Origin of the sequence: Anditalea andensis (assembly GCF_000714815.1) — a bacterium.
Classification (GTDB): domain Bacteria; phylum Bacteroidota; class Bacteroidia; order Cytophagales; family Cyclobacteriaceae; genus Anditalea; species Anditalea andensis.
In genome coordinates, this window is the sequence record NZ_JMIH01000014.1 from 368,747 (window position 1) to 384,065 (window position 15,319).

Below are 15,319 nucleotides of genomic sequence, written 5' to 3' on the forward strand. Positions count from 1 at the left end.
AACCTATATGCTTAACTTTATAGATGTTTACATAGACTCTATTTCTTCTTTATAAGCTTTGATAGATCTATAAATAGCGGAAGCTAGATAGGTCTGACCATTTTTACTGTTGAGATACTGTTCTTCAGTACTATTAGAAAGGAAACCGGTCTCTATCAAAACGCTGGGCATGCTGGTAGTCCATAGTACATAAAACGGAGCCTGTTTCACCCCTCTACTTTTCCTGTTTACCCTGGTAGTAAAATCATCTTCGATCTTCTGAGCCAAAGATAGGCTATTGGAAAAATAAGCTTTCTGCATCAGGTTAAACATCATATAGGATTCTGGAGATTTGGGATCAAAACCTTCATAATTTTCCTCAAAATCATCTTCCAATAAAATAACAGAATTTTCCCTTTTTACAATATCAAAATTACTTTCAAAATTCTTGTTCCCCATCACAAATGTCTCCGTTCCTGAAACTCCTTTATTTCCAGTGGCATTGCAGTGGATGGAGATAAAAAGATCAGCTTTGTTACGGTTGGCAATGTTTGCTCTTTCTTTCAGTTCTATGAATACATCTGTCTTACGGGTATAGATGACTTCCACACCTTTTAGGTTTTCCTCTATATATCTACCTACTTGTAAGGCTATTTTGAGAGCTATGTCTTTTTCCCTAGACACCGCTCCTATAGTTCCGGGATCCTTTCCACCATGTCCTGCGTCTATGATGATGCGTTTGAGCCGAAATTCTGGCGCCCTCTCCCCGGTAGAAGAAAATCCGGTAAAAAGAAAAGCCAAAGTAAGAATAGAAATTATTAGAATATTTTTAAGCAGTGATCGTTCCATGTAGGGTAATAACATTAACTTTACGCAAAAATTATAAATTTTTGATTAAATAGAAATAGTCGGTGCAAATTATTAGGCTCGTTTTTCTTTCCTTGACGCTATTCTTTCTGCTTGACACTGATACGTTTGGCCAGCGAAGAGGGCAAAGACCCCCTGAACAACGTGTCACGGCACCGGATACTGTCATCAACCCGAATTTACTTAGGCAGCCAGCATGGCCTGACAGTATACCCATACCAGCACCAGACACTATCCCCCCGACTGCTGACACCTCAAACGTTGTGCCTAAAGGGGATATTCAGACGACTATCAATTATTTTGCAGAAGACAGCATCGTTTCTGATTTCACCCAAAACAAAGTTTTCTTGTATAACGATGCTTGGTTTGAGTACGGAAATATACGCTTGGATGCTGATTACATTGTTATCGATTGGGAAAAAAGTGAGTTGTTTGCCTCCGGTATAGTGGATTCTCTCGGTGCCATACAGGGAAATCCCATCTTTAAAGAAGGACCGAGCACCTATGAGATCCGTAAGGAAATGCGCTATAACTTCAGAACCCAGAAGGCTATCATTACCGATGTAGTCACAGAACAGGATGAAGGTTTTTTGCGCGGACAGACGGTAAAGAAGGATGATGACGGCAGTGTATATCTCGCCAATGGATTTTACACCACATGTGATCTGGCTGAACCCCATTGGCATATATCTGCCGGAAAGATTAAATCAGTGAGGGGCAAACATGTCATTACAGGACCCTTCAATCTTTATTTTAATAATATACCCACACCTTTGGGGCTTCCATTTGGATTTTTACCGGATAAGCAAGAAAAAGCTTCTGGTATATTATTCCCTTCTTATGGAGAAGAACAGATCAGGGGTTTTTTCCTACGAGATTTTGGTTATTACTTTGCTTTTAACGATTACATACATACCAGAGTGACCGGTGAGGTTTTTTCCAAGGGAGGATATGGTACCAAAATAGGAACACTTTATAGAAAAAGATACCGGTACAGTGGAGGATTTAATCTAGATTATCAGCGGTTTCAAAGTCCGGAAACAGAACAGACACAAGTGGATTACAATGAATTCTGGGTCAGGTGGCAGCATACCCCTGAATCAAGAGGAACATCCAGATTTTCAGCCTCTGTGAACGCTGGTACTACTACTTATAACAATGCGGTGGTCAACCCCGTAAACTTTGCCCGAAATATCAATGCAGAATTCACATCCAATGTTTCTTACAGTAAAACATTTCAGGGGACTCCTTTCAGCATGTCTGCCAACCTGAGGCATTCCCAAAATATACAAACAGACCAGGTAAGGCTCGTTTTGCCGGATATAGCTGTCAACATGAACAGGCAAAACCCTTTTCGGAATGTAAATTGGGAACCACTTAAAACCCTTAACATTGCCTGGAACTTTAATGCCCAGAATTCTATAGATAATGCTATCACTAGCCCATTGGGTGTACAAAATCAATTCCTTCAGGATGAGTTTAATCCCCAAGCGCCTAATGTACTCCCTTTTACCTTTGCCAATCTTCCACAACTCTTAAGAGAAGCAGATAATGGATTTAGGCATACCGTTCCTATCTCATCTAACTTTACGCTTTTCAGATACTTTACCGGAACAGCTGCTTTTAACTACACAGAACTGTGGTACCTGAACAGGATAGATTACTTCTATAATGAAGAAAGAGGTCAGGTAGACCAGATCAGGTCGGACGGCTTTAACAGAGCAGGATTTTATAACTCTTCTTTCAATCTTTCTACAAATATATACGGGTTTTATACCTTCAGAAAAGGAGGAAGAATAGAAGCTATAAGACATCACGTCCAACCTACTATAGGATTTAGCTATAGTCCGGATTTTTCTGATCCCAGGTTTGGCTTTTATCAGCAGGTTCAGTCAGATGCACGTGGCAATCGCCAGTTTTACAGCAGATACCAAGGTTTTATCTTCGGTGGGGCTCCTCTAGGAGAATCCAGGGCTATGAACATTTCCGTAAGAAACGTAGTGGAAGCAAAAGTTAGAGGAAGGGACCGTGACGATGGTGAAACTCCTGAAACCAAAAAAATCCCGCTGTTGCAGACTTTGAACATCGCCACCAATTATAACTTTGCTGCAGATTCGTTTAATCTGGCACCTATTAATTTCAACACCAGAACATCATTTTTTGAACAAAAGCTTAGCATCTTTATTTCGACTACACTGGACCCATATGCGGAAGTCACCTATACCAATACACAAGAGCAGGTCATGCGGAGACGGGTGAATAATTTTGCCTGGAATAACGGACAGGGTATAGGTACGATCAGAAATGCCACATTGAACATTAATGGAAGCATAAATCCAAGTAGGACCGAAAGGAGCCCAGGAGAAGTTAGAGACGATCTTACCAATGATTTTATGGCTCAGGGGGGGCAGATGAATGAATTTGTCCAGAACGAAATAGACAGGATCGTAGCCGATCCTAGTAGATATATAGACTGGGACATCCCATGGAACCTTACATTCGGCTATAACCTGAACTACAATAAATCTCAAAATACTGGTGTTACAAATGTATCCCAGGCTATGAACGTATCCGGTGATGTAAGTTTTTCAGAAAAATGGAAGATCAATTTTAACACAGGATATGATGTGTCTTCCGGGCAGATCACACAGTCCATGATCGGCATAGCCAGGGACCTCCACTGCTGGCAGATGAATGTAAACTGGATACCCTTTGGCAGGTTCACCTCTTATAATATAGACATCCGAGTAAAATCTTCTATCCTGCAGGATCTTAAAGTATCAAGAAGAAGAAGCTTCTTCGATGCGTTCAGATAATCGATTACAATTAGTTAAAACAAATTCATAAATAACTAAATTTTTGCCCGGCTAAGCGGCATGGTCATGCACCTGGGGCCTCCCAGTCCACGGGAGAGTTCTGAAGAGGGTATCTCAAGTACTTCTACACCCAAGTTCCTTAATGCGGTATTTGTATGCTTGTTTCTGTTATAGGATACTACTCTCCTGGGGCCGATGGCAAAGACATTGGCCCCATCAAACCACTGTTCACGCATGGCATAATCAGGATTGCCATCTGCAGTGTGCAAAATATCCAGGTAGGGAATTTCTTTTTGCAGTACAGTCAATAAAGACTCTTTTAATACCTGCCTCTGGATATGTACTTTATCCCCGTTTTTTTCCTTAAGGGTATATAGAGAGGTCTGAAGCACAGCATTCATAGCATCAGGATAGGTCAATACCAGGTTTTCGTCTAAAACGGTAAACACCGTATCCAAATGCATAAACTGTCTCTTTTCCGGTAAATGAACTTCATATACCCGCTCCACGGACCCCTCCGCCAAGAGTGCCTTTGCCACATGATAGATCGCCTTTTCATCAGTGCGTTCAGAATTGCCTATAGCCACCGCTTTTTTTGAAAGTACGATAACATCTCCTCCTTCTATACTTGGGGGATTATCATGGCCCAATACAGGATAAAGCTGATTTACCTGCTCTTTAAAGTCGGGATGGTTTTCAAAAATCATCCTCACCAGATCAGCTTCCCGCTGCCTCCCCTCCATCCTCATACTGGAAAACACTACCCCTCCAGGAGTGAGCGCCATGGGATCTCTCTGAAAATAAAGATTTGGGCATGGAGGAATGATAAATGCATAATCCAAGAGTTCTTTGGATGGTAAATTTGGAAATTTCCGTCTAAGCTCATGGACTTTAACTCCTGCTGTAAGAGCAGTGGCACATTCCGCTGTAGACAACCTGCCCAGTATGTGCTCAGTTAGATGGGAAAAACCAGACCTTGACAATGCTGCATTCATTAACTTTATGAGTACGTCAGTATTGGATAGTGTCTGAATAAGCAACTCCCTTAAATAAAAAACTTGGGCACCTGTACTTTCTTTTATAACAGAAGCGAACACATCATGCTCTTTTTGCATAGCTTCTAAATATGGCACATCTTCAAACAATAAAAAATCCTTGTTATATGGCGTTAACCGGTCTATTTCTTTTCCGGGACGGTGCATCAAAACCGCCTTTAAAGAACCATATTCAGAGTTAATTCTTAAATTCATATCGATAAAAATAGCTGCTTAATGTTAAACATATCGCAACAATTTAATCAAATATTTAATTATTTTTCAAAAATCATCTATTTTTCTTCAGCCTTATACAAAGACGGGAATAGATCAATGTATTAAGTTCGAGAAATAAACATAAAAGGAGAGCTAATGCGCTCTCCTTATTTCTAATTAACTTTATATTTACCAAATCCTGACACGATTTTCAGGAGACTTATACATGCCATCTCCTTCATTCACCCCGAAGGCTTCATAGAAAGCATCAATATTTTCAAGTGGTCCATTGCCTCTATATTTGGCTGGAGAATGAGGGTCAGTCTGAATCTGTGTTCTCAAAGCCTCCTCCCTGCTTTTTGTTCTCCAGATGGTAGCCCATGAAATAAAGAACCTTTGTTCTGGAGTGAAACCGTCCATCTGATCAGGTCTTCCATGCTGATCAAAGTGCAGCTGCAATCCGTCATATGCTACGAGTAACCCACCTAGATCTCCGATGTTTTCCCCTAGAGTAAGGCCTCCTTTTACATTCACCCCATCGATAGGTTCATAGGCGTCGTATTGTGCCACTAGCTGACCCGTCCTTTCCTGAAAGTTTTCAAGGTCTTCCTCCTGCCACCAGTTTCTTAAATTACCTTGCGCATCATACCTGCTACCCGAATCATCAAATCCATGAGAGATTTCATGACCGATCACGCCTCCTATTCCCCCGTAGTTTACAGCAGCATCAGCCCTATAATCATAAAAAGGAGGTTGTAATATCCCGGCAGGAAACACTATCTCATTCCAGGTAGGGTTATAGTAAGCATTTACCGTCTGTGGGGTCATGAACCATTCTTTTTTGTCGATTGGCTTACCAAGTTTGTTAATATTGTCATCAAACCTGAATTTTGCAGCCTGTTGTACATTTTCAAAATAACTGGCTGTTTCCGGATTCCCATCTACTTCTAAATCAGCATAATCTTTCCAGTTATCTGGGAAACCTATTTTGACATCAAAGGTGCTAAGTTTTTCGAGCGCTTTTTCTTTTGTTTCCCCTGTCATCCATTCCAGGTTCCTGATTCTTTCTCCCATGGCTATCATAATATTATCCACCATTTCCTGGGCTTTTTCTTTGGCTTCCTGCGGAAAATGTTCTTCAGTATATAATTTGCCGATAGCCTCACCGATAGCCCTTTCGGTCGTAGCCAGTACACGTTTCCACCTTGGTCTCATCTCTTCAGTTCCCTGTAGCTCTTTGCCATAAAACTCAAATTCATTTTGAACAAACTCGTAACTCAGGTATGGGGATGCACTATTGACCAGTTTCCACTTTAAGTATTCTCTCCATGTAGACGGTGGTACATCTCTGATTATGCTTTCCACTTCTTCCATAAACTTGGGTGTGGAGACGATTACCTCGGCAGTTTTGGCATTAAGATCTGACAGATAAGCATTCCAGTCAAATGAAGGCATTACTTCGTTCAGTTCACTGATAGTAAACTTATTATATCTGGACTCCGGATCTCGGAGTTCAATCCTTGTTTTACTGGCTTTGGCCAAGCGGGTTTCCAGTTCCATGATTCTTCTGGCTGCTCCATCTGGATCATCAATTTCTGCCAGCCTCATGGCATTGGCCACATGCTGCTCATATTTTTTTCTTAGGTCCTTAAATTTTTCATTATCCTCTAAATAATAATCTCTATCTGGCATACCTAGTCCACCTTGCGATACATATAATGCCATTCTTTCTGAATCCTTGGCATCAGTATTTACACCGACTCCAAAGAAAGCTCCTCCTCCACTTTGCTGCTGCTTCACAAGGTACCTCTGAAGAGTCTGGACATCATTGACCGCTTCTATCTCTCGGATCCATGGCCTTAATGGTTCTATACCCCTTTTTTCGGCCAAAGTAGAATCCATCCCGATCCTATAAAAATCAGCTGCTTTTTTCTCGTCCGAGCCTGCCGCATACTCATCACTCTCAGCTGCACGCTGCAGAACCTTGAGTACGGCCTCATTATTAAATTCCCGTAATTCGTTAAAGCTACCCCATCTTCCCTGATCAGCGGGTATCTCGGTCTTATCAAGCCATCCTCCGTTTACAAATTGAAAAAAATCGTCCTGAGGCCGGACGGAGGAGTCCATAAAATTCAGATTTATGGCCTGGATATCCTGTTCACTTTCTGTAATAGTACTCCTTGGAGAGCAGCCCGTAAAGGCCACACCCGTCAGCAACAGCCCTACACTAAACTTCTTAAATTGATTCATAATCTATATTTAGGTTTTTATTCTGAAAGCCAATTTAAGAAATTATATAGATCTATGCCAATGTATATTCGCTGATGGTAGCTTCGTATTCTTAGAAAAATATATATGGACGGTTAAATCGTCAACATCAAGTTGGGATCATCGTTTCTCAGGCTTCAAAAAAAAAACCGCAGAACTTTAAGTTCTGCGGTTTTGTATAATTATTTATTGATCCAGTTTTCCACATCTTCCTTGGAAGGATTTGAAGCCTGAAGTTTTAGTTTTTTCCTACGGCCACAGACATCATTAAAAAGTTTGTTTGGATCCTGTTCTTTAAGCTGCTCTATAGTATGGATATTCAGATCCCGTATAGCAGGGACCAGCCCAGGATCAATCCCCAATGCAATAAAATCATCATCACTGGCAATCTTGACCTTCTTCTCAGGTCTCATCTGAGGGAAGAACAGTACTTCTTGGATGGTAGATTTATTGGTCAATAACATGGTGAGCCTATCAATACCAATACCTAAACCAGATGTAGGCGGCATGCCGTACTCCAGTGCTCTTAGGAAATCTTCATCCATCACCATGGCTTCGGCATCTCCTCTGGCAGCCAATTTAAGCTGGTCCTCGAACCTTTCACGCTGATCGATAGGGTCATTTAATTCTGTATAGGCATTAGCTATCTCTTTGCCGTTGACAAAAAGCTCAAATCGCTCAACCAATCCTTCTTCGGTCCTATGCTTTTTGGCCAAAGGAGTCATTTCTATAGGGTAATCTGTGATATAAGTAGGCTGAATCAAATTCGCTTCCACTTTTTCTCCAAAAATCTCATCTATCAGTTTCCCCGTACCCATGGTATCATCTACTTCTATCCCCAATTGGGAGCAAACTCCCCGCAGGCCAGCCTCATCCATTTTGCTGACATCTATATCGGTGTATTCTTTGATAGATTCAAACATGGTAAGCCTTCTGTATGGCCCGGCAAAATCTATTTCATTATCACCCACTTTTACTATTGTGGTATCATGAACAGAACGCGTCACTTTTTCAAGCAAGTCCTCCACCATTTCCATCATCCATATATAATCCTTATAGGCCACATATATTTCCATGGAAGTAAACTCAGGATTATGTGTCCTGTCCATCCCTTCATTTCGGAACATTTTACCGAACTCATACACGCCTTCAAATCCCCCTACTATCAACCTTTTCAGATACAGCTCATTTGCTATGCGCAGATATAGCGGCATATCCAATGTATTATGAAAGGTCTCAAAAGGCCTGGCAGCTGCCCCTCCATGTACTGCTTGAAGTATGGGGGTTTCTACCTCCAGCCAGCCGTGGTCATCGAAATACCTCCTCATATTGGAGATGATTTTGGTACGTGTGACAAAAGTCTCTTTAACTTCAGGGTTTACGGTGAGATCTACATACCGCTGTCTGTATCTCATTTCTATATCAGTAAATCCGTCATGTACCTTACCATCTTCATCTCTTTTGACCACTGGAAGTGGTTTTACTGATTTGGAAAGTATGGTTAAAGAAGTCACATGAAGGGATATCTCACCAGTCTGAGTGGTGAAAACATAACCTTTCACGCCTATAAAATCTCCAATGCCCAAAAGTTTTTTGAATACGGTATTATATAAAATTTTATCGTTTTCATCAGGGCAGATATCATCTCTTCTTACATAAATCTGAAGCCTTCCTGTTGAATCCTGGATTTCACCAAAAGAGGCAGAGCCCATGATTCTCCTGCTCATAAGCCTACCGGCTATAGAGACGTTTTTATAATCGTTTTTTCTATTTGCGTAATTTCGGTGTATATCGTCTGCTGTGACATTGATCGGAAATGATGCTGCGGGGTATGGGTTTATGCCCAGTTTGATCAATTCTTCACGGTCTTTTCTGCGTTCTAATTCCTGTTCGCTCAATAATTGCATCTAATAATATATTTTTTTTCTAATTTAATTATTTATTTCTGAAGGCTTTCCTTCTCGCAATCTCCTTACGAATGAGGTCAAACTCTCTGCTTGACTGTCCTGCAATACTGGTATTTTCCTCTGCCCTCCGGGCCAGATAAGGTATGACTGCTTTTACCGGGCCATAAGGTACATACTTAGCCACATTATAGCCTGCATTGGATAGATTAAATGATATGTTATCACTCATCCCAAATAATTGGGCAAAGTAGATCCGCTCATCATCCGGTTTCATGCCATGCAGCGACATCAGTTCTGTAAGTATGGTATTGCTCAGTTCATTGTGAGACCCGCTCACTAAAAATACCCTTTGTTTATTATTTACACAAAACTGAAGCGCAGCATTGTAATCATCATCTGAAGCTTGTTTACTAGTTTGGATAGGACTCGGATAACCTTTTTCTTTTGCTCTTTCCCTCTCTTTTTCCATATAGGCTCCACGTACGAGTTTCGCACCCAGGAAATATTGTTTGGCTACCGCTTCATGATGGGCATCTTTGAGGTTTTTAAGCATATCATGTCGGTACATCTGGTAAGTATTGAATACTATGGCTGTTTCCTTATTATATTTTTCCATAGCTTTATATGCCATCGTATCTATCACTTGCTGAAACCAGCTTTCTTCCGCGTCTACCAATATACGCACTTTGGCATCATATGCTGCCTTACACAGCTCATCAAATCTTTCTTCGAGTTTTTCAAACGATATTGTTTCCTCTTTCGTCAATGCTTTTCCCTCTTGGACTTTGATCAGGATCTTGTAGTCCCCTAGTCCTGATACCTTAAAGACAGAAAAGGGCATAAAGTCAGACGTAGCTGCCTTTGCTATGGTCTTTAAAATCTCATTTTTAGTATGATCAAAGCTTGCTTCATCTCCTTCTCCCTCCACAGAATAATCAAGAATAGAACCTATACGGTACGCAGCTAGTCCATCAATGGTACGCTGTGAATCCTTGATGCTTTCCCCTCCGCAAAAATGTCCAAACATGGTCTTCTTCAAAAGACCTTTAACAGGAAATCTGTACTTAAATGCTAAATTTGTCATCTTTATGCCCAGCTTTACTGCGGTATTGCTGTTGAGGGTAGCAAAAATGACGTACATCTTTCTTAAATCTGTATCAGATTTAGAATTAAAGGCTACTTCGATGTTCTCAAAAGATATTTGGGGTTGTGTTTTCATACAAGCTGGATAATATGCACTTGAACTCAGTATAAGTCCTTATCATCCATGTAATGGCAATAAATTTTGCCCTACTAGATATCCCGGAGATCCTGTAATTCAACTTGAATGCAAATATATCAAAAAAACCCCTACGGCATTAAATTGTTAATTTAAATATATCCCAACATCACTGATGAACAAAGAACTGGACCTAATCAAAATAGAGAATTGGAAATTGGGCTTTCAATATCCGCTTTTAATAGCTGGACCTTGCAGTGTAGAAACGCCAGAACAGCTGGACCTTACTGTAGGTGAATTAGTCAAACAAGGTATAACTATAATCAGGGGAGGAGTATGGAAGCCCCGTACCAGGCCAAATAGTTTTGAAGGGGTCGGTAGCATTGCATTGCCATGGATCAGGGAAGTAAAAGAAAAATACGGTGTCAAATTCATCATTGAGGTGGCTTCCCCCTACCATGTAGAAGAAGCACTTGCCAGTGGCATGGATTGTATCTGGATCGGCGCCAGATCTACTGCCAATCCTTTTACTGTTCAGGACATAGCGGACAGTTTAAAAGGTATTGACATCCCTGTACTGATTAAAAATCCTATCAATCCTGATTTGGCCTTGTGGATAGGAGCTATAGAAAGGATGGCCAAGGCCGGCATTACGAGGATAGGGGCCATCCATCGTGGTTTCTCAAATTTCAATGATACCAAATACAGAAACACGCCCACCTGGCAGATACCTATAGAGCTGAAATCCCTTTTCCCAGACCTACCACTCATCTGTGATCCCAGCCATATCTGCGGAAATAGGCACCTTATCCAACACATAGCACAGAAAGCCCTTGACCTGAACTTTGACGGTCTCATAGTAGAATCACATATACATCCGGACAAAGCATGGTCTGATGCTGCTCAGCAGCTTACCCCAGAAGATTTAGGAAAACTGTATAAAAAACTAAAAACGAGAAAAGTAGCTCTGGAGGACCCTCAATTACTCTCCCAACTCGAAGAAATAAGAGAACAGATCGACGAGGCAGATAGAGAAATACTGGAAATGCTCAGCAGAAGAATGAGCCTGGTAGAAAAAATAGGCGAATATAAAAAACTCAACAATGTAGCCATCCTGCAGATGGAGAGATGGAATACAGTATTTAAAACACGTCCGGAATGGGCAAAAGCTTTGAATTTAAACGAAGGATTTGCTAAAGAATTATTTAAACTCATCCATAATGAATCCCTTAAAAAACAAACAGATATCATGGAATCCTGAATAAGCTTAAAAATGGCCAAATATTTAAAAAAATTAAAACACATTCCATGATGGCGTGTTGAAATATGGACTAATATTTCTTGGTAGTGATTAAAAAGCTTTTATTGCTATTATTCTTAATTATTCAATCCACATCTGTATTTTCCCAGGAAGAAACTACCGATACAGTCATATTTAAGACTATTAGATACGAGGAAGACTATTCTTTTTTAAGGAATAAACCAGCACAAAGACAAAAATATCCCTTTGCATATAAATTCATTCCGGTCAACAGGAAAGAAACGGCCTACCTGACATTAGGAGGTGAGGTACGCTGGCAGTTTGAACATTGGACTAATCCAGACTGGGGAATGCAGGATCTAGCAAATGATAATTATTTATTTCAGCGATATCAGATCCATGCAGACCTCCATTTTAATAAGCGGTTTAGAATTTTCACCCAATTTATAAGCGGACTGGTTTGGGGAAAACAATCCGAACCCAGAGTTCCTGATCAAGACCAGCTGAGGCTTCATCAACTATTTGCTGAATACGAGCTCCAAATATCCAATGATACAAAAATAATACTCAGGCCGGGTAGACAGGAATTATCATATGGCAATAGCAGATATGTATCTGTTAGGGAAGGACCAAATGTCAGACTTTCCTTTGATGCTTTAAAAATTATTACCTTTCATAAATTCTCCCAATACGATATATTCCTTAGCAGGCCGGTAACTACCGATCCGGGGTTCTTAGATAGCAGGTCTGATCCGGATGAATTTTTTTGGGGATTTTACACCCAGCATGAAGCACCTTTTTTTTACAAAGGAAATGTAGACCTTTATTATTTTGGCTTTGAGCAGTCGGACGCTACTTTTGATCAGGGTACTGCCTATGAACTTAGGCATAGTATTGGAACTAGATTTTATAAAAGCATCTCAAAATTCAGTTACGATCTGGAGCTTCAATATCAGTTTGGACGGTTTGGAGAAGGTAAAATAAAAGCCTATACTATGGCTGGTGAGGCCAAATATAACTTAGACCACCTGAAATTTCAACCTGAAATAAACCTGCGTTTAGGCATCATTAGTGGAAATCGCAACCCCAATGATCCTAATCTACAGACATTTAATCCGTTTTATCCACAAGGGGCTATATTTGAACAAATAGCCCAGATAGGACCTACCAATGTGATAGATTTACAGCCTGAAGTATTAATCAATTTACCTTCCAATGTCACCGTAAATTTGGCTGTGGGAATGTTTTGGAGACATAGTCTTAACGACGGTGTTTATCAAGTTCCGTACAATCTTTTGGTCCCTTCTGGCTATAGTCAGTCGAGGTACATCGGCGATCAATACACCACAGAAGTACATTGGCAGCTATCATCTCCGCTGAGCATGCACTTATTTGCCACTTACTTCAATACTGCCAATTACCTCCAGGAATCCGGGGCAGGACATGATATCTTATTCATAGCCCCCAGGGTTACTTATATGTTTTAATATGGATCTGATAAACCTCCTAAAACGGAAGCCGTAGATTTATGATAAAGTAAAGACAATATGTTTTCCGAAAAAAGGTTATAATTTATTCCAATCTATTTTTTCTGGTCTCAAGGGCAAATCTCTTAATCTGCTCCCAGTAGCATTAAAAACAGCATTGGCAATGGCGGCACCTACAGGGCCCTGTGCAGCTTCCCCGGCCCCTAAAGGCTTCTCTAAAGACCTCTCAATTATATGTACATCAATCTCAGGAACAGAAGCAAATCTCATGATAGGATAGGTTTCCCAATTGGTACTGGTGATACCACTTTCATCATATTTTACTTCCTCAAAAAGTGTCCAGCTGGCAGCTTGAAGCATGCCGCCTTCCGTCTGGTTCCTTAAACCATCCGGATTGATGACTTGACCTGCATCTATCACTGCGGTCATTTTACCAATCCTATACGTTTGATTTATGTAATCCGCTACGACCTTTACCACCACTGCCAGGTAGGCCGCTGTATTTTTATACTGTGCAAAAGCTATCCCCATCCCTGACTTCCTATCACCACTATCCCAGCCGGCCTTGTCTGCTACCATACGGATAACGTCCTTAGCCCTTTCATCTTTCAGATGGTCCAGCCTAAACTTTACCGGATCTTCCTGAATGCTGTATGCAAGTTCATCCATAAATGATTCCAAAGCAAAAACATTTCCATAAGCGCCCAAACTTCTTAATGCTGATGTCCTCAAAGGCCCACTATATTTATGGTGAATGATCTCTCTTGGAAAATCATAGAGTGGTATAGAATTCCTATAGCTACCTGCTGAATAGCCTCCTGCATCAAACTCCCTGGGATTTTCTAAACTCCTAGCCGCAATAAAATGCCCTGCTTTACCACCTGGCCTAGAACTGTGCGTGTCTGACCAAAGTTTGGTTTGCCAGGAAGAAATCTTACCGTTTTTTACATTGCCCGAAAGTTCAAAAGCCATAGCCGATCCATAGGGTTCCCACGCATGTTCATCATATCTCATCCATTGTACCCTTATTGGAAATCCAGGATACGCCTTTGCCAATATAGCAGCGTCCGCAGCTACATCATCAGCACCATTGTGACCATAACATCCTGCGCCAGGTACACCTTTTACCCGGATAGCTTCTTCCGGTAAATCCAAAAGGTCCGCTAGGGTTTTTCTAAGCGGGTAAACCCCTTGGGTATGAGACCATACCATCAGCCCATTATCATCGAAAAGGGCCAGGGCACACGAGGGACCAATAGATGCATGCATCTGGTAAGGTTTGGTATAAAGAGCATGGATAGTTTGATCATTTGACGAAAATGATCCCTTCAAGGTTTTTTCGACCTCCTCCCCTTTTGCCTGCTCTTTCATTTTAGCTAATAACAAATCTTGGGTAGGATATAGGGATGACTGTTCCCATTTACTTTCTGCCTGTAAAACCTGCAATGCTTTTACGGCCTGAAACTCTTCTTTGGCTATGACCCCTATAAAGTTCCCGTTTCTTACCAATTTTACTACCCCCGGCATATCATTAACTATTTCCCCAGGAACACTGGTCGCTTTCGCCGCGTAGGATGGCGGCCTGTACACTCGAGCGTGAAGCATTCCCGGCAGCTTAAGGTCCTGGACATAAACTTCCCCTCCACTCACCATATCAATGATATCTTTCCGTGGATAAGAAGTACCCACTAAACTATAGTCTGCCGGAGCTTTTACCATTACTTCATCCAAAAGCTTGCCTTCAAGCCTTTTGCCCGTTAATAACTCCCAGTAACTGATGCTGCTTTTACCGTCACTGACTACACCATCGGCTACACTCAGGATATTTTTATTCAGATCCAATTTTTTGGCTGCCATGTCCATGAGGATATGCCGGGCGGAGGCAGCGGCTTTACGGATGGTCATACCACCTCCTTCTATAGACGCACTTCCTGAAGTATATCGTTCATCGGGTGTATGGGCTGTATCTGCTATGATGATATTGACCCTGTCCATATGAACATCCAGTTCCTCAGCGGCTATCTGCATAATGGCCGTTTTTATCCCTTGGCCAAGTTCCATTTTCCCTGTTAAGATGGTGACCTGGCCATCAGCACCTATTCTTATCCAAGAATCTATATTGATTTTATCCGAAGACGGACCTTCCCCCTCACCCTCAGCTTGTAAGGAACAGAATCCAAGGGGCAGAAGATTAAATCCAATCAGTATTCTTCCTGTTTGTTTTAAAAATGATCGTCTATTAGCGTTACTTGGATATGCACTCAT

General features: G+C 41.2%; 9 protein-coding genes. 3 read left to right on the plus strand and 6 right to left on the minus strand.

What is annotated here, in order from left to right:
• Nucleotides 1–27 precede the first annotated feature (27 nt).
• Nucleotides 28–828 carry an N-acetylmuramoyl-L-alanine amidase family protein gene (locus EL17_RS05215; RefSeq protein WP_035071110.1) on the minus strand — a complete coding sequence of 267 codons (801 nt, stop codon included), beginning with the start codon at nt 826–828 and terminating at the stop codon, nt 28–30.
• 62 nt (nt 829–890) lie between these two features.
• Here EL17_RS05215 and EL17_RS05220 point away from each other — a divergent pair, with 62 nt between their 5' ends.
• On the plus strand, nt 891–3,662 hold the full coding sequence (locus EL17_RS05220) for a putative LPS assembly protein LptD (protein ID WP_035071111.1): 2,772 nt from the start codon (nt 891–893) through the stop codon (nt 3,660–3,662).
• A 35-nt stretch (nt 3,663–3,697) separates the two neighbouring features.
• On the opposite strand, the gene EL17_RS05225 is transcribed toward EL17_RS05220, so the two are convergent.
• The 4 genes from EL17_RS05225 to EL17_RS05240 form a co-directional block, all read right to left on the minus strand.
• Complete coding sequence (locus tag EL17_RS05225) at nt 3,698–4,912, minus strand: arginine deiminase (RefSeq protein ID WP_035071113.1); 1,215 nt, start codon at nt 4,910–4,912, stop codon at nt 3,698–3,700.
• Nucleotides 4,913–5,101: 189 nt separating this feature from the next.
• Nucleotides 5,102–7,162, minus strand: a complete 2,061-nt coding sequence (locus tag EL17_RS05230) for a M13 family metallopeptidase (protein ID WP_035071114.1) — start codon at nt 7,160–7,162, stop codon at nt 5,102–5,104.
• A 200-nt stretch (nt 7,163–7,362) separates the two neighbouring features.
• The gene (lysS, locus tag EL17_RS05235) at nt 7,363–9,087 is read right to left on the minus strand and encodes a lysine--tRNA ligase (protein WP_035071116.1); all 1,725 of its coding nucleotides are present in this window, start codon (nt 9,085–9,087) and stop codon (nt 7,363–7,365) included.
• A gap of 28 nt (nt 9,088–9,115) precedes the next feature.
• Nucleotides 9,116–10,306 (minus strand): proline dehydrogenase family protein, encoded by a 1,191-nt coding sequence (locus EL17_RS05240; protein WP_035071118.1) that lies wholly within the window; start codon nt 10,304–10,306, stop codon nt 9,116–9,118.
• Nucleotides 10,307–10,481: 175 nt separating this feature from the next.
• Between EL17_RS05240 and EL17_RS05245 the strand changes: the two genes are divergently transcribed.
• Both EL17_RS05245 and EL17_RS05250 read left to right on the plus strand, forming a co-directional pair.
• Nucleotides 10,482–11,567, plus strand: coding sequence for a bifunctional 3-deoxy-7-phosphoheptulonate synthase/chorismate mutase type II (locus EL17_RS05245; protein ID WP_035071120.1), 1,086 nt, complete (start codon nt 10,482–10,484; stop codon nt 11,565–11,567).
• A gap of 104 nt (nt 11,568–11,671) precedes the next feature.
• Complete coding sequence (locus EL17_RS05250; RefSeq protein WP_164674962.1) at nt 11,672–13,054, plus strand: alginate export family protein; 1,383 nt, start codon at nt 11,672–11,674, stop codon at nt 13,052–13,054.
• 78 nt (nt 13,055–13,132) lie between these two features.
• On the opposite strand, the gene EL17_RS05255 is transcribed toward EL17_RS05250, so the two are convergent.
• Entirely contained in the window at nt 13,133–15,319 is a 2,187-nt protein-coding gene (locus EL17_RS05255; RefSeq protein WP_035071122.1) for a xanthine dehydrogenase family protein molybdopterin-binding subunit, read from the minus strand.

Bases quoted from the DNA above. Each gene is read 5' to 3' on its own strand.
- EL17_RS05240 (WP_035071118.1), bottom strand. From the start codon at position 10,306: ATGAAAACACAACCCCAAATATCTTTTGAGAACATCGAAGTAGCCTTT.
- EL17_RS05245 (WP_035071120.1), top strand. From the start codon at position 10,482: ATGAACAAAGAACTGGACCTAATCAAAATAGAGAATTGGAAATTGGGC.
- EL17_RS05255 (WP_035071122.1), bottom strand. From the start codon at position 15,319: ATGAGTGCATATCCAAGTAACGCTAATAGACGATCATTTTTAAAACAA.
- EL17_RS05230 (WP_035071114.1), bottom strand. From the start codon at position 7,162: ATGAATCAATTTAAGAAGTTTAGTGTAGGGCTGTTGCTGACGGGTGTG.
- lysS (WP_035071116.1), bottom strand. From the start codon at position 9,087: ATGCAATTATTGAGCGAACAGGAATTAGAACGCAGAAAAGACCGTGAA.
- EL17_RS05225 (WP_035071113.1), bottom strand. From the start codon at position 4,912: ATGAATTTAAGAATTAACTCTGAATATGGTTCTTTAAAGGCGGTTTTG.
- EL17_RS05215 (WP_035071110.1), bottom strand. From the start codon at position 828: ATGGAACGATCACTGCTTAAAAATATTCTAATAATTTCTATTCTTACT.